The organism is Pseudomonas sp. SDO5215_S409, from assembly GCF_054071325.1.
This window is the reverse complement of the sequence record NZ_JBSVWN010000043.1, coordinates 25372-43556: the sequence shown is the minus strand read 5'-3', so window position 1 is coordinate 43556 and position 18185 is coordinate 25372. Positions and strand designations below refer to the sequence as shown.

The following is an 18185-nucleotide window of genomic DNA, read 5'->3' as shown; positions in this document are numbered from 1 at the left end:
CCGACGGTAACCGCAAACGCCCCGACTGGTTCGGGGCGTTTGCATTTGTGCGACACAGACACTCAGTGGTCGGGTATTTTTGGTTTACAGTAAGTGAATGTTTCATCAAAGGCCCGGTGAAGACCCCTCTTCACAAGAGAGCCTACAAGCCTGAGTCAATCTGTGCGTACGACCTGAGGCGACACCGCGTCACAGATGGCTCGACCCTATAACCGGATATATAGGCGAGCGTGCCCATGATTACCCTGAAACTCAACGGTCAAGACCATCCCCTGGATGTCACGGACGATATGCCGCTGCTGTGGGCGATCCGTGATGTGGCGGGGTACAACGGCACAAAATTCGGCTGCGGCATGGGCCTGTGCGGCGCGTGCACCATCCACATTGACGGCGCGCCAGCCCGTAGCTGCATCACCCCGATCGGCTCGGTGAAAGGCCAGAACGTCACCACCATCGACAACCTGCACGCCGACCCGATCGGCCAGGTGGTCCAGCAGGCCTGGCTGGACACAGCCGTGGCCCAGTGCGGTTATTGCCAGGGCGGGCAGATCATGTCGGCCACGGCCCTGCTGAAAACCAACCCCAACCCCAGCGACGAGCAAATCGAAGAGGCAATGGTCGGCAACATCTGCCGGTGCGGCACCTATAACCGCATCAAGACCGCCATCCGCCAGGCCGCCACCCACCTGCAGGGGAGCAAGCCATGAGCCATCTGCCTGCCGATTTCGTGCTGAACAACCTGAGCCGTCGCGGGTTTCTCAAAGGTCTGGGCGCCACCGGCGCGCTGGTGGTCGCTGCCAGCTGGGGGATACCTTCGGCGTTTGCCGCCGAGGCCAAGAAATACGGTGGCGACGCCATGCCCCATGGGGTGGTTGATGACCCCAAGGTGTACGTCAGCATCGCCACTGACGGCACGGTGACGGTGATCTGCAACCGCTCGGAAATGGGCCAGGGCGTGCGCACCAGCCTGAGCATGGTGGTGGCCGATGAGCTGGAGGCTGACTGGGCCCAAGTGAAGGTTCAGCAGGCCCCGGGCGACGAAGTGCGCTACGGCAACCAGGACACCGACGGTTCGCGCAGCATGCGCCACTGGTTTGAGCCGATGCGCCGCTGCGGTGCCAGTGTGCGCGCCATGCTGGAACAGGCCGCTGCCGAGCAGTGGAAAGTGCCCGTGGGCGAGTGCCGTGCCCAGCTGCACCAAGTGGTGCACCAGCCGTCCGGCCGCGCCCTGGGTTACGGCGCACTGGCCACGGCCGCCGGTGCACTGGCTGTACCGGCGCGTGACAGCCTGCGACTCAAGCAAGCATCCGAATTCCGCTACATCGGCAAAGAGGGCGTCAAGGCCATCGACGGTGCCGATATCGTCAACGGGCGTGCCGTCTACGGCGCCGATGTGCATTTTGACGGCATGCTCTATGCCACCATCGCCCGCCCAAAAGTGTATGGCGGCAAGGTCAAATCCTTTGATGCCAGCGCGGCGCTGAAGGTGCCGGGCGTGGTCAAGGTGCTGGAAATCCCAGGCCGGCCGCTGCCCTCCGAGTTCCAGCCACTGGGTGGCGTGGCCGTGGTGGCAAGCAACACGTGGGCGGCGATCAAGGGCCGCGAGGCGCTGAATATCGTCTGGGATGACGGCGCCAATGCCAGCTACAACTCCGTCGATTTCCGTAAAGCGCTTGAAGCGGCCGCGTTGAAACCCGGCAAAGTGGTGCGCAACACCGGCACAGTCGATGAAGCGTTCAAGGACGCCGACAGCACCCTGGAGGCGTCTTACTATTTGCCGCACCTGTCCCAGTCGCCCATGGAGCCGATGGTGGCCATCGCCCGTTATGACAAAGGCCAGTGCGAAGCCTGGGCTCCGAGCCAGGCGCCGCAGGTGACCCGTGAGCGCATCGCGGAGCGGCTGGGGCTGCCGTTCGATAACGTGACCTTTCATGTGACGCTATTGGGCGGTGGGTTCGGGCGCAAATCCAAGCCCGACTTCATCATCGAAGCCGCTGTGCTGGCCAAGGAGTTCCCCGGCAAGGCTGTGCGCGTGCAGTGGACCCGTGAAGATGACATCCACCATTCCTACTTCCATACCGTGTCTGCCGAGTACCTCAAGGCCGGGTTGAATAAAGACGGCCTGCCTGCCGCCTGGCTGCACCGCACCGTAGCGCCGAGCATTACCGCGCTGTTCGCGCCCAACATGACCCACGAGGCGCCGTTCGAGCTGGGCATGGGCTTTACCAACATGGCCTACGCAATTCCCAATGTGCGCCTGGAAAACCCCGAGGCGCCTGCGCACACCCGCGTGGGCTGGTATCGCTCGGTGTCGAACATCCCCCATGGTTTTGCGATTCAGAGCTTTATTGATGAGCTGGCGCACAAGGCCGGCAAGGACCCGCTCAAGTATCAGCTCGAACTGCTCGGGCCTGATCGTCAGATCGATCCGACCACCCTGAGCGATACCTGGAACTACGGCGAGTCCCCCGAGCGTTATCCCATTGACACCGCCCGCCTGCGCGGTGTGCTGGAAGCCGCCGCCAAGGCCGCCGGTTGGGGGCGCAGCTTGCCCAAAGGGCGTGGTCTGGGGCTGGCGGTGCATTACAGCTTCGTCACCTACGTGGCGGCAGTGATCGAGGTGGAGGTCAAGGACGACGGTACCCTGATCGTGCACAAGGCCGACATTGCCGTGGACTGCGGCCCGCAGATCAACCCCGAGCGCATTCGTTCGCAGTTCGAGGGCGCTTGTGTGATGGGCCTGGGGAACGCCGTGCTGGGCGAGATCAGCTTCAAGGACGGCAAGGTGCAGCAAGACAACTTCCACATGTACGAGGTGGCACGCCTGTCGCTCGCGCCCAAGGAAGTTGCCGTGCACCTGGTCACGCCCGCGGGCGAGGTGCCGTTGGGCGGGGTGGGTGAGCCGGGTGTGCCGCCGATTGCGCCAGCGCTGTGCAACGCGATCTTTGCCGCCACCGGCAAGCGTATCCGCAACCTGCCGGTGCGCTACCAGTTGCAAGGGTGGCAGGCTGGGGCGAAGGCCTGATGGACAGTGTGGATCTGAATGTCTTGCGCAGCGTGCTGGCGTGGCGCCGCGCAGGGCACCGGGTGGTGCTCTACAGCGTGGTGCAGACCTGGGGCAGCGCACCGCGCCCGCCCGGGGCAATGCTGGCGCTGCGTGGCGACGGGGTGGTGATCGGCTCGGTGTCGGGCGGTTGCATCGAGGACGATCTGATCGCCCGCGTGCAGGACGGTCGCTTGCCGCCCGACGGGCCGCCCGTGGCATGGGTGACCTATGGCGTGACCCGCGATGAAGCCGCCCGTTTCGGCCTGCCGTGTGGTGGCACGTTGCGCCTGGCCGAAGAGCAAGTGGGTGACCCGGCCTGGGTCGCCGAGTTGCTGGCGCGTTGCGAAGCCCATGAGATCGTTGCGCGGGAACTGGACCTGGCCACCGGCCAGGTCACCCTCAGTGGCGCTGACAAAAATGAGTCTTTGAGTGTCGACGAGACGCGCCTGCGCGCCATTTATGGCCCGCGTTGGCGCTTGTTGCTGATCGGTGCCGGGCAGCTTTCGCGGTATGTGGCTGAAATGGCGCGCCTGCTGGATTTCGAGGTCCTGATCTGCGACCCGCGAGAAGAGTTCGTGCAGGGCTGGGAGGACCAGCACGGGCGATTTGTGCCGGGCATGCCGGATGAGGCGGTGCTGAACATCCAGACCGACGAACGCACGGCCATCGTCGCACTGACCCACGATCCACGCCTGGACGATATGGCACTGCTGACGGCGCTGAACTCCAGGGCGTTTTACATCGGCGCCCTGGGGTCGCGGGCCAACAGCCAGAAGCGCCGGGAAAACCTCGCGACCTTGGGCTTGAGTGCGCAGGCGATTGCGCGTTTGCACGGGCCCATCGGGTTGTACATCGCCAGTCACACACCCGCCGAGATCGCGCTGTCGCTGATGGCGCAAATCGTCGCGATCAAGAACGGCGTGGAGCAGGTGCAAAAACAGTCGGTGCTGGAGGTGGCCGGTTGAGCGGCGCCATCACCGCGATCATCCTGGCGGCAGGGCAGGGCAGCCGGTTTAGGGCCGTGGCGGGTGCGGACAAGCTGCTGGCCCCTTGTGTGGGGCGGGACGGGGTGACTCGGCCTGTGATCGAGCAGGTGCTGTTGAATGTACCTGCGGGTATCGAGCGGCGATTGCTGGTGACGTTGCCCGGGCGCACCGAAGTGATTGGCCTGGCGCGTGCTGGTGGCTGTGAAGTGCTGTTGCTGGAGTCTGCGGGTATGGGCGACAGCCTGGCGGCCGCAGTGGCGGCGAGCGCGGCCTCGTCCGGGTGGCTGGTGGTGCTGGGGGATATGCCGTTTATCTTGCCGTCGAGCAGCGAGCAGGTACTGGCGGGGCTGGAGGAGGGTGAGATCAGCGTGCCGGTGCATGAAGGCCGGTTCGGTCATCCGGTCGGCTTTGGCCGTTCATTGTTGCCAGGGTTGCTGGCGTTGAGCGGGGATCGGGGGGCCAAGCCCCTGTTTGTGGGCGCGGATGTGCGGCAGGTGCCGGTGCATGACCCAGGCGTATTGTGGGACGTGGATGTGCCCGAGCGGCTGGTTTACCGCTGATCCATAAAAAAGCCCCGCCTGATCACTCAGGCGGGGCTTTTTAGTGGCCGATGGAATCAGGCGAGGGGTTTAGGCTCGTGCGCTTCTTCCAGGGCTTTGGGGCTGTGCTCGGTCACGGTTTCGTCGGAACGCGGGTTCTCGTCGATGACCGGGGCGGCGGGTTCAACCACCACCTCGGCAACCGGCACCGGCGCTTCGATGGCTTGCGCGACCACGGGCGCTGCAGCGGCGGCCTCTTCGGCTTCCTTCTGCAGGCGCTCGGCTTCACGCTTGCGGCGACGCACTTCACGGGGGTCGTTTGGTGCGCGACCGTTCTCGGTCAGGCCGCTGACCGGCGCGGCTGGAGCAACCGCTTCGGCAACCACCGGTGCTTCTACAACCGGTGCGGCTTCTACAACCGGCTCGGGTGCGATCACTTCAACGACAGGTGCCGGAGCTGGCTCTGCCTCGACAACCGGTGCCGGTGTTTCAGCAACAGGTGCAGGCTCTACATGCCACTGGAAGGCGGTTTGCTCTTCACGAACTTCACGCACGAATGGCGCAGGCTCGGCAACCGGCGTTTCGGCAACGGCTTCAACGACGGGCTGCGTTTCAACCACCACCGCAGGCTCTGCAACCGCAGGCACGTTCGGCTCGGCTTCACGAACCGGGGCGGCCAGTTCCACTTCTGGAACCACCGGTGCTTCGATTGGCGTGATGGCCTCTACCACTGGCGCTTCAACCACAGGCGCTTCAACGACCGGCGCTTCTACCGCGGGTGCTTCCACCACCGGGGCCTGCTCGACGGGCGCCTCTGCAACCTGCGTTTCTTCGACGGCAGCGGTGGCGCGCTCGGCTTGCTGATGGGCTTGCGCCTCGGCCGGTGCGCTGATCACGGTGCTGGCGACAGCCGCTGTCACGGCCAGGCCGGCAGCCAATTCGGCGCCGGTCGGTTCGCTGGCGGCGTGTTCAAAGGCTTCGCCGTTTTCGTCGGAACCTTCGATGACGTTGCCGTTGGCATCACGCTGACGCTCACGACGGTTGCTGCGACGACGCTGGCCACGGGAGCGGCGACGTGGACGATCGCCTTCGGCGTTGTCCTGGCCTTCTTCCTGTTGCTCGTCGTTGTTCAGCAGTTCTTCTTCGCTGGCAGCAGCGGCTTCTTCGGTGCGTGGTTGACGCTCTTCACGCGGTGGGCGTGGCGCACGCTCTTCGCGAGGCTGGCGCGCCGGGCGTTCTTCAGCCACCGCAGCCACGGCGGCCACTGCGACTTCTTCTGCAACCGGAGCGGCATCCAGCGGAGCACGCAGTTCACGTACGCGCTCTTCACGCTCGCCACGTGGCTTGCGGTCTTCGCGAGGGGCACGCGGTGCGCGCTCTTCACGAGGGGCGCGTGGTGCGCGTTCTTCGCGGGCTACGGCAGGTGTTTCTTCGCGGGTTTCACGGGCTTCGCGAGGCTGACGCTCTTCGCGAGGGGCGCGTTCTTCACGCGGAGCACGCTCTTCGCGCGGCTTGCGCTCTTCGTCGCGGCGACCGTTACGGTTGCGGCTCTGCTGGCGACCGTTACGGCGCTCGTCATTGCGCGCCGGGCGTTCGGCAGCAGGCTTTTCAGCCACCACTGGCGCAGCGGCGGGTTCTTCTTTGGCGGCGAACAGGCTGACCAGCGACTTCACCAGGCCCTTGAACAGGCTTGGCTCAGGCAGTGCGGCCGGTGCGGCAACCGGAGCGGCGGCAGCTTCGGTCGGAACCGGTGCGTTGCCCCGCGGCGGCGCGGTCTTCACCGCGGCTTCCTGGCGAACCAGGGTGCGGGTCGCAGCGGCTGGCTGGACTTCTTCCACTTCGGCGGCGGCCGCAGCGATTTCATAGCTGGACTGGCTGTTGTGGGCTTCCGGGCTGTCATCACGCAGGCGCTGCACTTCAAAGTGCGGCGTCTCCAGGTGATCGTTCGGCAGGATCACGATGCGGGCGCGGGTGCGCAGTTCGATTTTGGTGATCGAGTTGCGTTTTTCGTTGAGCAGGAAAGCGGCCACCGGGATCGGCACTTGGGCGCGGACTTCGGCGGTGCGGTCTTTCAGGGCTTCTTCTTCGATCAGGCGCAGGATCGCCAGCGACAGCGACTCGACATCACGGATGATGCCGGTGCCGTTGCAGCGTGGGCAAACGATGCCGCTGCTTTCGCCCAGGGAGGGACGCAGGCGCTGACGGGACATTTCCAGCAGGCCAAAACGCGAGATACGGCCCACTTGCACGCGGGCGCGGTCGGCTTCCAGGCACTCGCGGACTTTCTCTTCCACGGCGCGCTGGTTCTTGGCTGGGGTCATGTCGATGAAGTCGATCACGATCAGGCCGCCGATGTCACGCAGGCGCAGCTGGCGGGCGATTTCTTCAGCCGCTTCCAGGTTGGTCTGCAGGGCGGTTTCTTCGATGTCGCTGCCTTTGGTCGCACGCGCCGAGTTGATGTCGATGGACACCAGGGCTTCAGTCGGGTCGATCACGATGGAGCCGCCGGAAGGCAGTTCGACCACGCGCTGGAAGGCGGTTTCGATCTGGCTTTCGATCTGGAAACGGTTGAACAGCGGCACGCTGTCTTCGTACAGCTTGATTTTGCTGGCGTACTGCGGCATCACCTGGCGGATGAAGGTCAGGGCTTCGTCCTGGGCTTCGACGCTGTCGATCAGCACTTCGCCGATGTCCTGGCGCAGGTAGTCGCGGATCGCGCGGATGATCACGTTGCTTTCCTGGTAGATCAGGAATGGCGCGGAACGGTCCAGGGACGCTTCTTTGATGGCGGTCCACAGTTGCAGCAGGTAGTCGAGGTCCCACTGCATTTCTTCGCTGCTGCGGCCAAGGCCGGCCGTGCGCACGATCAGGCCCATGTCGGCAGGTGCCACCAGGCCGTTCAGCGCTTCACGCAGTTCGTTGCGCTCTTCGCCTTCGATGCGGCGCGAAATGCCACCGGCACGCGGGTTGTTCGGCATCAGGACCAGGTAGCGGCCCGCCAGGCTGATGAAGGTGGTGAGGGCGGCGCCCTTGTTGCCACGTTCTTCTTTTTCCACTTGAACGATGACTTCCTGGCCTTCGCTCAGGACGTCCTTGATGTTCACGCGGCCTTCGGGGGCTTTCTTGAAGTATTCGCGGGAGATTTCCTTGAGTGGCAGGAAGCCGTGGCGCTCGGAGCCGAAATCGACAAACGCGGCCTCAAGGCTTGGCTCGATGCGAGTGATTCGGCCTTTATAGATGTTGGCCTTCTTCTGCTCGCGTGCACCGGACTCGATGTCCAGGTCGTAGAGGCGCTGGCCATCTACCAGTGCAACACGCAACTCTTCGGGTTGAGTTGCGTTAATCAGCATTCTTTTCATGTTGTACCGTCGGTTTCCGGGCTGCCGGAAACGGCGTTCGGCACACACGACTTCTCACGGTCGGTGTCAGGTGCGTCAAGAGTGGTTGGCCACTCCAGTGTCCAGCAATGCCTGCCAAGTGGGCGGGCATCGCGACGTACGCGTCCTGCTTGCTGTGGTGACTTAATAAGCACTCAGTCAGGAGGAGGAATCAACCGGCGGCCGTGGACGAGATGAAGCGTCTGAATATAAGCCTAGTGCTACACGGTCCGACGGTTGTGCATCTCCACCCTACACGTATCCCTGATAATTCGGGTGCTGCCGCGCGCAGAATCCGCAGCGGGTTGGCATTTACCGTGTTCTCCAACGGGGAGTCCACGCTCATGGCTAATTACAGGCGTTGTTTCCGAAGCATTCGCCGTGGTCTGGCTCAAAACTGACTGCACTTTGTGAACTGGCCGTAAATATCGGCGCAAAAGGCGAGTGGTCACTCTGCGTTTTTGCGCTCGCTTCAGGCCTCATGTCACCTGCGCTTGTTACAATCTTGAGCCTTCCAGGGTGGCGAAAGCCCCGTAGGACGGCCTTGCGTCCTGATGAATTGCGATGGTCAGGGCCGGCAGTTTGCCGTTAGTCCTCTGTCCAGGCCGCTTTTGGCGGCGTTCGCGACTATAGCAGCAATGATTAAGTGCTTCAATTCCATAAAAAATTGTTATCATCGCCGCCTATGACGACTACCGCCCCCCAGACCCCCAGCGTCCAGCTGCTCGAGGTCTCGCCGGAATATGCCGGCCAACGCATCGATAATTTTCTACTCGCCAGGCTCAAGGGTGTGCCCAAGACCTTGATTTACCGCATCTTGCGTAAAGGCGAAGTGCGCGTGAACAAAGGCCGCATCAAGCCCGAGTACAAGCTGCAGGCGGGCGATATCGTCCGGGTGCCGCCGGTGCGCGTGCCTGAGCGCGATGAGCCCGTGCCGGTGGCGCAGGGGCTGCTGCAGCGCCTTGAGGCCTCGATTGTCTATGAAGACAAGGCGCTGATCGTGATCAACAAGCCGTGCGGCATTGCCGTGCACGGTGGCAGCGGCCTGAATTTCGGCGTGATCGAAGCCTTTCGCCAGTTGCGCCCGGATGCCAAGGAGCTGGAGTTGGTCCATCGCCTGGACCGCGACACCTCCGGCCTGCTGATGATCGCCAAAAAGCGCAGCATGTTGCGTCACCTGCACACCGCCTTGCGCGGTGATGGGGTCGACAAGCGCTACATGGCCCTTGTGCGCGGCAACTGGGCCAGTTCGGTCAAGAGCGTGCGGGCGCCGTTGCAGAAGAGCAATCTGCGCTCCGGCGAACGCATGGTCGAAGTGGACGACGAGGGCAAGGAGGCGCTGACCCTGTTCAAGGTGCTGCGCCGCTTCGGCGACTTCGCCACCCTGGTCGAGGCCAAGCCGGTGACTGGCCGCACCCACCAGATTCGGGTGCACACGCTGCACGCGGGGCATTGCATTGCCGGTGACACCAAGTACGGCGAGGAAAATTTCTCCAAGGAAATTCGCGACCTGGGCGGCAAGCGCCTGTTCTTGCACGCCTACATGCTGACCGTGCCGCTGCCCGACGGCGGCGAACTCAAGCTGCAAGCGCCCGTCGACGAGATGTGGGCCAAGACCGTGGAGCGCCTGAGTGTCGCACCCTGATTACAAACTGCTGATTTTTGACTGGGACGGCACCTTGTGCGATTCCATTGGCCGGATTGTCGAGTCGATGCACACGGCATCGACCCGCGCAGGGTTTGCGTTGTGCGACGACCTGGCGATCAAGGGCATCATCGGCCTGGCCTTGCCGGAAGCCATTCGCACCTTGTACCCGCAGATTGGCGACGCTGAGTTGGTGGCGTTTCGTCAGTACTATGCCGATCACTACATGGCCCTCGATGCCCAGCCCTCGCCGCTGTTTGAGGGCGTGGTGCAGACGATGGACGCGTTCCGCGCCGAGGGGTATTACCTGGCAGTCGCCACCGGCAAGGCCCGGCGCGGCCTGGACCGGGTGCTCAAGGCGCACGGCTGGGCTGATTATTTCGACGCCACCCGCGCGGCGGATGAAACCGCCGGCAAGCCTCACCCGCTGATGCTGGAGCAGATTCTCGCCCATTGTGGTGTGTCTGCCCGTGAAGCGTTGATGGTGGGGGATGCGTCGTTTGATCTGATGATGGCGCGCAATGCGGGCATGGACTCGGTGGCGGTCAGCTATGGCGCCCAGTCGGCCCAGGCGTTGCAGGCTTACGAGCCACGACTGACCATTGATCGTTTTTCTCAATTGCAGGCCTGGCTGAGCCGGGCCCATTAAGCCTTTGCTGGGGTAAGTGGTATGACCGACGAGTGGAAAGCGCCTGAAAAGGCCAGTGCCGATAGCGGCGATGCAAAGAGCTGGAAGCTGTTGGAGAAAACCCTGCTGGCGGGTGTGCAGGAACAGCGCCGCGCACGACGCTGGGGGATCTTTTTCAAGCTGCTGACCTTTGCCTACCTGTTGGGCATGCTGGTGTTGTTCAGCCCGCTGGTGGACATGGAAAAAACCGCCACCCGTGGCACCGGCTACACCGCATTGATCGATGTGCGCGGGGTGATCGCCGACAAGGAATCGGCCAGCGCCGACAATATCGTCAGCAGCTTGCGAGCGGCCTTTGACGACCCCAAGGTCAAGGGCGTGATCCTGCGTATCAACAGCCCGGGTGGCAGCCCGGTGCAGTCCGGTTATGTGTATGACGAGATCCGCCGTCTGCGCGGGCTGCACCCGAACACCAAGCTGTACGCGGTGATTTCCGATCTGGGCGCCTCGGGTGCCTATTACATCGCCAGCGCCGCCGACCAGATTTACGCAGACAAGGCCAGCCTGGTGGGCTCCATTGGTGTGACGGCGGCCGGTTACGGGTTTGTCGGCGCCATGGAAAAGCTGGGGGTTGAGCGCCGCACGTACACGTCGGGCGAGCACAAGTCGTTCCTGGACCCGTTCCAGCCGCAAAAGGCCGATGAAACGCAGTTCTGGCAGGGCGTGCTGGACACCACGCACCAGCAGTTCATCAACAGTGTGAAGAAGGGGCGCGGCGAGCGGCTCAAGGATAAAGACCATCCAGAGCTGTTTTCTGGCCTGGTCTGGTCTGGCGAGCAGGCGTTGCCGCTGGGCCTGATCGACGGCCTGGGCAATGCCAGTTCGGTGGCGCGGGACGTGATTGGCGAAAAAGAGCTGGTGGATTTCACCGTTCAGGAATCGCCGTTTGATCGTTTCTCGAAAAAACTGGGCGCCAGTGTTGCCGAGCACTTGGCGATGTGGATGGGCTTTCAGGGCCCCACCCTGCGCTGAGCCTGAGGGGCGACACACCTCCACGTGTGGCGGCGGGCAATCCCGCCCGCCCATGGTTTTTGCAGGGCTTTAAGGAACCTGTACGCCTTCGGCCAGCAGCATGTCCACCAGGCGAATCAGCGGCAGGCCCACCAGGCTGGTGGCGTCCGGCCCTTGCGTGCTCTGGAACAGGCTCACACCCAGGCCTTCGGCCTTGAAGCTGCCTGCGCAGTCGTAGGGTTGCTCCATGTGCAAGTAGCGCTCGATGCGGGCTTCGTCCAGCACCCGCATGTGCACGGTGAACGCAACGCAATCGACCTGGCACTGGCCTGTTTCAGTGTTCAGCAGTGCCAGCCCGGTCAGAAAGCTCACCGATTTGCCGCTTGCCAGTAGCAACTGCTCCCGCGCCTTTTCAAAGGTGTGAGGCTTGCCGATGATCCGGCCTTCCAGCGTTGCAACCTGATCTGAGCCAATGATCAGGTGCGCTGGGTGGCGACTGGCCAGGGCCCGGGCTTTTTCTTCGGCCAGGCGCCTGACCAGCGCTTCGCCGGGTTCGCCCGGGCGGTGGCTTTCGTCGATGTCTGGCGAGCTGCAGGTGAATGGCAGGTGCAGTCGGCTCAGCAATTGGCGCCGATAAACCGAACTGGAAGCGAGTAATAAAGGCAGCATGGGCGTCTCCTCAAGGCAGTCGCGGATTCTAGCGGGGCGACCGGCTGACGCACAGGGCTGAATTTCCTTTGACATGGCCCGGTGCATCCCTATAATGCTGCGCCTATGTTGAATGACCCGATTCCACCTCACGTTGACCCGCGCAAATTGGCTGATCGTGGCACCACCCTTCAAGGTGAGCTGCTGCTGGCTAATTTGGAGAGACTCTGCGACCCGCTTTCCGACGATGTCGGTACGGTGCAGGCTAAATTCGTTTTTGAGCGAGATGAACGTAAATCTGTGGTGATCCACAGTTTTATCGACACCGAAGTCAAAATGGTTTGCCAGCGTTGTCTTGAGCTGGTCACCCTGCCGATCCACAGCGAATGCAGTTACGCGGTGGTGAAGGAGGGTGCGAATACCCAGTCGTTACCGAAAGGTTATGACGTGCTGGAACTGGGCGAAGATCCTTTGGATCTGCATGCACTGATCGAGGAGGAGCTGTTGCTCGCCTTGCCCATTGTGCCTGCTCATCATCCGGAAGAATGCCAGCAGCCGGCGGGCCTCGATGACGAGCCCGAACCGAGCGAGGACGAGGTAACGCGGTCCAACCCGTTCAGTGTATTGGCGCAGTTAAAGCGTGACCCAAACGTTTAGGAGTTAATCAATTATGGCTGTTCAGCAGAACAAAAAATCCCGCTCCGCCCGTGACATGCGCCGTTCGCACGACGCTCTCGAGGCAAGCACCCTGTCCGTAGAAAAGACCACCGGTGAAGTTCACCTGCGTCACCACGTATCGCCAGAAGGCGTATACCGTGGCCGTAAAGTGATCGACAAGGGCGCTGACGAGTAATCACTTGTCCGCTCAAGTCATCGCGATTGACGCAATGGGCGGGGACTTCGGTCCCCGCAGCATTGTTCAGGCCAGCATTGCCTGCCTGTCTGCTACGCCCTCGCTGCACCTGACCCTTGTCGGTCAACCCTCCCTCCTTGAAGAACTGATTGCTAGCCATCCGGCGGTGGATCGCGCGCGCCTGACGGTTACCCCGGCCAGCCAAGCCATCACCATGGATGAAAAGCCTGCGCAGGCCTTGCGCGGCAAGCCGGACTCTTCGATGCGGGTGGCGCTCGAGCTGCTGCGTGACGGCAAGGTGCAAGCCTGCGTGAGTGCGGGCAACACCGGCGCGTTGATGGCCTTGTCCCGCCATGTGCTCAAGACCCTGCCGGGCATTGACCGGCCGGCGATGGTCGCGGCCATCCCGACCCAGCAGGGCTACTGCCAGTTGCTGGACTTGGGCGCGAATGTCGATTGCAGCGCCGAGCACCTGCTGCAGTTCGCGGTGATGGGCTCGGTGGCGGCCGAGGCGCTGGGTGTGGCCCGGCCCCGGGTGGCCTTGCTGAATATCGGCACCGAAGACATCAAGGGCAACCAGCAGGTCAAGCTGGCGGCGACGCTGTTGCAGGGCGCGCGGGGCTTGAACTACATCGGCTTTGTCGAAGGTGACGGCCTGTACCGCGGCGAAGCGGATGTGGTGGTGTGTGACGGCTTTGTCGGCAACATTTTGCTCAAGTCCAGCGAAGGCCTGGCGACGATGATCGCGACCCGTGTCGAGGCGTTGTTCAAGCAGAGCCTTGCGTCGCGGCTGGTGGGCGCCCTGGCCTTGCCGTTGATGCGGCGCTTACAGGCCGACCTGGCCCCGGCGCGGCACAACGGCGCGAGTTTTCTGGGGTTGCAGGGCATTGTGATAAAAAGCCACGGCTCGGCCGGTGTGCAGGGGTTTCAAAGCGCCATTCAACGCGCCTTGATCGAGATCCAGGAAAACCTGCCACAGCGCCTGCACGGGCGCCTCGAGGACCTGTTGCCTTAGGCGGATCGGCCCGGGAATGCTTAAATGTGACCGGCCGGTTCAATTGACCATCCAACCTGTCAGTTTCTTGCGCTCCCATCCGTGGGGTGCCAATTCTCCGACGACAAGATCATTAGGGGCTTGTTACATGTCTACATCCCTCGCATTCGTCTTTCCAGGGCAGGGTTCGCAGTCCCTCGGCATGCTGGCCGAGCTGGGCGCGCAACATCCAGTCGTCCTGGAAACGTTCAAGGAAGCCTCCGACGCCCTGGGTTACGACCTGTGGGCGCTGACCCAGCAAGGGCCGGAAGAGCGGCTTAACCAAACCGACAAGACCCAACCGGCCATCCTGACCGCCTCCATCGCCCTGTGGCGCCTGTGGCTGGCCGAAGGCGGCGCGCGGCCTGCGTATGTGGCCGGTCACAGCCTGGGTGAGTACAGCGCATTGGTCGCCGCTGGCAGCCTGACCCTTGGCGAAGCCGTCAAGCTGGTCGAGCGCCGTGGCCAGTTGATGCAAGAAGCTGTTCCGGCCGGGCAGGGCGGCATGGCTGCCATCCTGGGCCTGGACGATGCCGACGTGATCGCCGCCTGTGCCGAAGCGGCCGAAGGCGAGGTGGTCAGCGCGGTCAATTTCAACTCCCCGGGCCAAGTGGTCATCGCCGGTGCCAAGGCGGCGGTGGAACGCGCCATCGAAGGCTGCAAGGCGCGCGGCGCCAAGCGCGCCATGCCGCTGCCGGTCAGCGTGCCGTCGCATTGCGAACTGATGCGCCCGGCCGCCGAGCGCTTTGCCGAGTCGATCGCGGCCATCAACTGGCAGGCCCCGCAGATTCCGCTGGTGCAAAACGTCAGTGCCGCCGTGGCGGCCGACCTGGAAACCCTCAAGCGTGACCTGCTGGAACAACTGTACAAGCCGGTACGCTGGGTCGAGTCGGTCCAGGCCCTGGCCGCCCACGGCGCCACGCAGCTGGTAGAGTGCGGGCCAGGCAAAGTACTGGCAGGCCTGAACAAGCGCTGCGCCGAAGGCGTATCGACTGCCAACCTCAATACCCCGGATGCCTTCGCTGCCGCGCGTGCGGCGCTGGTCTGACCTTTATTTGCGAACCTAGGAGAAGCCTGCATGAGTCTGCAAGGTAAAGTTGCACTGGTTACCGGCGCAAGCCGTGGCATTGGCCAGGCGATCGCCCTGGAACTGGGCCGTCAAGGCGCCGTGGTCATCGGCACCGCCACTTCCGCCTCGGGCGCCGAGCGTATCGCCGCCACCTTGAAGGAAAACGGCGTTCAAGGCACCGGCCTTGAGCTGAACGTGACCAGTGACGAGTCCGTGGCTGCCGTGTTGGCCCAGATCACTGCGCAGTTCGGCGCACCGGCGATCCTGGTCAACAACGCTGGCATCACCCGTGACAACCTGATGATGCGTATGAAAGACGACGAGTGGTACGACGTTGTCGATACCAACTTGAACAGTCTGTTCCGCCTGTCCAAGGGCGTGTTGCGCGGCATGACCAAGGCCCGTTGGGGCCGAATTATCAATATTGGCTCGGTAGTGGGTGCCATGGGCAACGCAGGCCAAGTAAACTACGCCTCCGCCAAGGCCGGTCTGGAAGGTTTCAGCCGTGCGCTGGCCCGTGAAGTCGGTTCGCGTTCGATTACGGTCAACTCGGTGGCCCCAGGGTTCATCGACACCGACATGACGCGCGAGCTGCCAGAAACGCAGCGCGAAGCCTTGCTGACACAAATTCCGCTGGGCCGCCTGGGCCAGGCTCAAGAGATCGCCAATGTGGTTTCTTTCCTGGCATCGGACGGTGCGGCATACGTGACCGGGGCTACAATCCCGGTGAACGGCGGGATGTACATGAGTTAAATTGTGACGGATCGCTTCAAAAAAATGTCATACGAGCTGTCTAAAATCCGTTATAAAGCTGCAACTTAATTTATAGGCAGAGGGCGACAGGGTAAGCGGGTGAAGCTTTCAGTTGAAAAGCTGAAAAGCCTTTCTATACACTTACCCACTGGCCAGCTGCCTGAATTTGTCCATTAGGAGTGAAAACAAGGTATGAGCACCATCGAAGAGCGCGTCAAGAAAATCGTTGCCGAGCAACTGGGCGTTAAAGAAGAAGAAGTGACCAACACTGCTTCCTTCGTAGAAGACCTGGGTGCCGACTCCCTTGACACCGTTGAGCTGGTGATGGCTCTGGAAGAGGAATTCGAGACCGAAATCCCGGACGAAGAAGCTGAAAAAATCACTACCGTTCAAGCTGCTATCGATTACGTTAACGCCCACCAGGGTTAATCGTTCGTAATCGTTGCACGCTGTCAGGGAAAAACCGCACTGCTGTTACAGCGTGCGGTTTTTTCTTTAGGCCTGATGCAAAGTCGTCATTAGAAAAAGGAGAGTGCTGTGTCGCGTAGACGCGTCGTAGTCACCGGTATGGGTATGTTGTCGCCACTGGGTACGGATGTGCCGAGCAGTTGGCAGGGCATTCTGGCTGGCCACAGTGGTATCGGTCTGATCGAGCATACGGACCTTAGTGCCTATTCCACCCGTTTTGGCGGCTCGGTAAAGGGCTTCAACGTTGGGGATTACCTCGACCCCAAAGAGTCGCGCAGACTCGACCTGTTCATTCAATACGGCCTGGCAGCCGGTTTCCAGGCGGTGCGTAACGCAGGCCTTGAAGTCACCGACGCCAACCGTGAACGCATCGGCGTGGCCATGGGCTCGGGCATTGGCGGTTTGACCAATATCGAAGAAACCAGCCGCATCCTGCACGAAACCGGCCCGCGCAAGATCTCGCCGTTCTTCGTGCCCGGTTCGATCATCAATATGATTTCCGGCTTCCTGTCCATCCATCTGGGTGCCCAGGGGCCTAACTACGCCATCGCCACGGCGTGCACCACGGGCACGCACTGCATCGGCATGGCGGCGCGCAACATCGCTTATGACGAAGCGGACGTGATGATCGCTGGCGGCGCCGAAATGGCCGCTTGCGGCCTGGGCATGGGCGGCTTTGGCGCGTCCCGTGCGCTGTCCACCCGCAATGACGAGCCGACCCGTGCCAGCCGTCCATGGGACAAGGGCCGCGACGGCTTCGTGCTGTCCGACGGTGCAGGTGCCCTGGTGCTTGAAGAACTCGAGCACGCCAAGGCCCGTGGCGCGACCATCTACGCCGAAATCATCGGTTTTGGCATGAGCGGTGACGCCTACCACATGACCTCGCCACCGGCCGACGGCGCAGGCGCTGCGCGTTGCATCACCAACGCCTTGCGCGATGCCAAGGTCAATATCGAGCAGGTCCAGTACATCAACGCCCACGGCACCTCGACCCCCACCGGCGACCTGGCGGAAGCCCAGGCGATCAAGTCGGTGTTTGGCGCGCACGCCTACCAACTGGCGGTCAGCTCCACCAAGTCCATGACCGGTCACCTGTTGGGTGCGGCGGGCGCGGTCGAGGCGATCTTCAGCGTGCTGGCCATCAAGGATCAGGTCGCCCCGCCGACCATCAACCTCGATGAGCCGGACGAAGGCTGCGACCTGAACTTCGTGCCTCACCAAGCGCAGCCCATGGCGATCGACGTGGCGGTGTCCAACTCCTTCGGGTTTGGCGGCACCAACGGTTCCCTGGTGTTCCGCCGGTTCACCGAGTGATGGACAGCTGGGTCGACGGTCAACCAGCGCACGCGGTGCCCTTGAAAGACCGCGGCCTGGCCTATGGCGATGGTCTGTTTGAAACCATCGCCATCAGGGCCGGGCAGCCCGTGCTGCTCGATCGTCACCTGCAACGCCTGGCGCACAGCTGCACGCGCCTGGCGATCGTCGCGGATTACGGGTTGATCCGCCGCGAATTGCTCACCTACGCCGCCGAGCTGGGTGAGGGCATCCTCAAATTGATCCTCACCCGTGGCGACAGCCTGCGCGGATATGGGCTGAACCCTGGCGCCCCGGCGCGACGTATCCTGCAGGGCAGCCCGCCTGCCACTTATCCCCCGGCGCATGCCGACGCGGGCATTCGCCTGTTTGCGTGCGCTACCCGTTTGTCCGAGCAACCCTTGCTGGCCGGCATGAAACACCTCAACCGCCTGGAGCAGGTACTGGCCCGCGCCGAGTGGCAAGATGCCGAGCACGCCGAAGGCTTGATGCTGGATATGTCCGGGCGCGTCATCGAGGGCGTATTCAGCAACCTGTTTGTGGTGCGTGACGGCACCTTGCTGACCGCTGATCTGAATCGTTGCGGCGTGGCCGGCGTGATGCGCGCCGAGCTGCTGGCCCAGGCGCAGGCCCTGGGCATCCCGGCGGCCGTGGCCGATATCCACCTCGAGCAGTTGCAGCAGGCCGACGAAGTGTTCATGTGCAACAGCGTTTATGGCATTTGGCCGGTGCGCGAGTATGGGGAGATGCGCTGGCCGGTTGGTCCGCTCACCCGTAAACTGCAGGCCATTGTTCGCGCGCTATTGGGTAATTGA

17 protein-coding genes are annotated in these 18185 nt (G+C 62.7%); 15 read left to right on the top strand and 2 right to left on the bottom strand.

Annotated elements, in window-relative coordinates:
• Positions 1-236 precede the first annotated feature (236 nt).
• From ACW9H9_RS20520 to ACW9H9_RS20505, 4 genes are read left to right on the top strand one after another with little or no spacing between them, the layout of a single operon-like run.
• The gene (locus tag ACW9H9_RS20520; RefSeq protein ID WP_457344941.1) at positions 237-707 is read left to right on the top strand and encodes a (2Fe-2S)-binding protein; all 471 of its coding nucleotides are present in this window, start codon (positions 237-239) and stop codon (positions 705-707) included.
• Positions 704-3025 (top strand): molybdopterin cofactor-binding domain-containing protein, encoded by a 2322-nt coding sequence (locus tag ACW9H9_RS20515; RefSeq protein ID WP_457344942.1) that lies wholly within the window; start codon positions 704-706, stop codon positions 3023-3025. Before ACW9H9_RS20520 ends, ACW9H9_RS20515 begins: the two co-directional genes overlap by 4 nt.
• A complete protein-coding gene (locus ACW9H9_RS20510) occupies positions 3025-4011 on the top strand; it encodes an XdhC family protein (protein ID WP_457344943.1) in 987 nt (328 codons plus the stop codon). The genes ACW9H9_RS20515 and ACW9H9_RS20510 overlap by 1 nt, the downstream gene beginning before the upstream one ends.
• Complete coding sequence (locus tag ACW9H9_RS20505) at positions 4008-4592, top strand: nucleotidyltransferase family protein (RefSeq protein ID WP_457344944.1); 585 nt, start codon at positions 4008-4010, stop codon at positions 4590-4592. The genes ACW9H9_RS20510 and ACW9H9_RS20505 overlap by 4 nt, the downstream gene beginning before the upstream one ends.
• A gap of 56 nt (positions 4593-4648) precedes the next feature.
• Here ACW9H9_RS20505 and rne read toward each other — a convergent pair whose 3' ends face one another.
• Positions 4649-7930, bottom strand: coding sequence for a ribonuclease E (gene rne / locus ACW9H9_RS20500; protein ID WP_457344945.1), 3282 nt, complete (start codon positions 7928-7930; stop codon positions 4649-4651).
• Between the two features lie 703 nt (positions 7931-8633).
• On the opposite strand from rne, the gene rluC reads away from it, so the two are divergent.
• The 3 genes from rluC to ACW9H9_RS20485 are packed head-to-tail and all read left to right on the top strand — an operon-like array spanning position 8634 to position 11253.
• Complete coding sequence (rluC, locus tag ACW9H9_RS20495; protein WP_457344946.1) at positions 8634-9593, top strand: 23S rRNA pseudouridine(955/2504/2580) synthase RluC; 960 nt, start codon at positions 8634-8636, stop codon at positions 9591-9593.
• The gene (locus ACW9H9_RS20490) at positions 9580-10242 is read left to right on the top strand and encodes an HAD-IA family hydrolase (RefSeq protein WP_457344947.1); all 663 of its coding nucleotides are present in this window, start codon (positions 9580-9582) and stop codon (positions 10240-10242) included. Before rluC ends, ACW9H9_RS20490 begins: the two co-directional genes overlap by 14 nt.
• Positions 10243-10263: 21 nt before the next feature.
• The gene (locus ACW9H9_RS20485; RefSeq protein ID WP_457344948.1) at positions 10264-11253 is read left to right on the top strand and encodes a S49 family peptidase; all 990 of its coding nucleotides are present in this window, start codon (positions 10264-10266) and stop codon (positions 11251-11253) included.
• Positions 11254-11322: 69 nt separating this feature from the next.
• On the opposite strand, the gene ACW9H9_RS20480 is transcribed toward ACW9H9_RS20485, so the two are convergent.
• On the bottom strand, positions 11323-11901 hold the full coding sequence (locus ACW9H9_RS20480; protein WP_457344949.1) for a Maf family protein: 579 nt from the start codon (positions 11899-11901) through the stop codon (positions 11323-11325).
• 105 nt (positions 11902-12006) lie between these two features.
• Between ACW9H9_RS20480 and ACW9H9_RS20475 the strand changes: the two genes are divergently transcribed.
• The 8 genes from ACW9H9_RS20475 (at position 12007) to pabC (ending at position 18185) form a co-directional block, all read left to right on the top strand.
• Positions 12007-12537, top strand: a complete 531-nt coding sequence (locus ACW9H9_RS20475; protein WP_457344950.1) for a YceD family protein — start codon at positions 12007-12009, stop codon at positions 12535-12537.
• Positions 12538-12550: 13 nt separating this feature from the next.
• Positions 12551-12733 carry a 50S ribosomal protein L32 gene (gene rpmF, locus ACW9H9_RS20470; protein ID WP_003179396.1) on the top strand — a complete coding sequence of 61 codons (183 nt, stop codon included), beginning with the start codon at positions 12551-12553 and terminating at the stop codon, positions 12731-12733.
• 4 nt (positions 12734-12737) lie between these two features.
• A complete protein-coding gene (gene plsX, locus ACW9H9_RS20465) occupies positions 12738-13748 on the top strand; it encodes a phosphate acyltransferase PlsX (protein ID WP_457344951.1) in 1011 nt (336 codons plus the stop codon).
• Positions 13749-13875: 127 nt separating this feature from the next.
• Positions 13876-14814, top strand: a complete 939-nt coding sequence (gene fabD, locus ACW9H9_RS20460) for an ACP S-malonyltransferase (protein ID WP_457344952.1) — start codon at positions 13876-13878, stop codon at positions 14812-14814.
• A 30-nt stretch (positions 14815-14844) separates the two neighbouring features.
• Positions 14845-15588: a 3-oxoacyl-ACP reductase FabG gene (gene fabG / locus ACW9H9_RS20455; RefSeq protein WP_457344953.1), complete on the top strand. Its 744-nt coding sequence runs from the start codon at positions 14845-14847 to the stop codon at positions 15586-15588.
• Between the two features lie 192 nt (positions 15589-15780).
• Positions 15781-16017 carry an acyl carrier protein gene (gene acpP, locus ACW9H9_RS20450; protein ID WP_457344954.1) on the top strand — a complete coding sequence of 79 codons (237 nt, stop codon included), beginning with the start codon at positions 15781-15783 and terminating at the stop codon, positions 16015-16017.
• Positions 16018-16125: 108 nt separating this feature from the next.
• Complete coding sequence (gene fabF, locus ACW9H9_RS20445) at positions 16126-17370, top strand: beta-ketoacyl-ACP synthase II (RefSeq protein ID WP_457344955.1); 1245 nt, start codon at positions 16126-16128, stop codon at positions 17368-17370.
• Positions 17370-18185, top strand: a complete 816-nt coding sequence (gene pabC, locus ACW9H9_RS20440) for an aminodeoxychorismate lyase (RefSeq protein WP_457344956.1) — start codon at positions 17370-17372, stop codon at positions 18183-18185. Before fabF ends, pabC begins: the two co-directional genes overlap by 1 nt.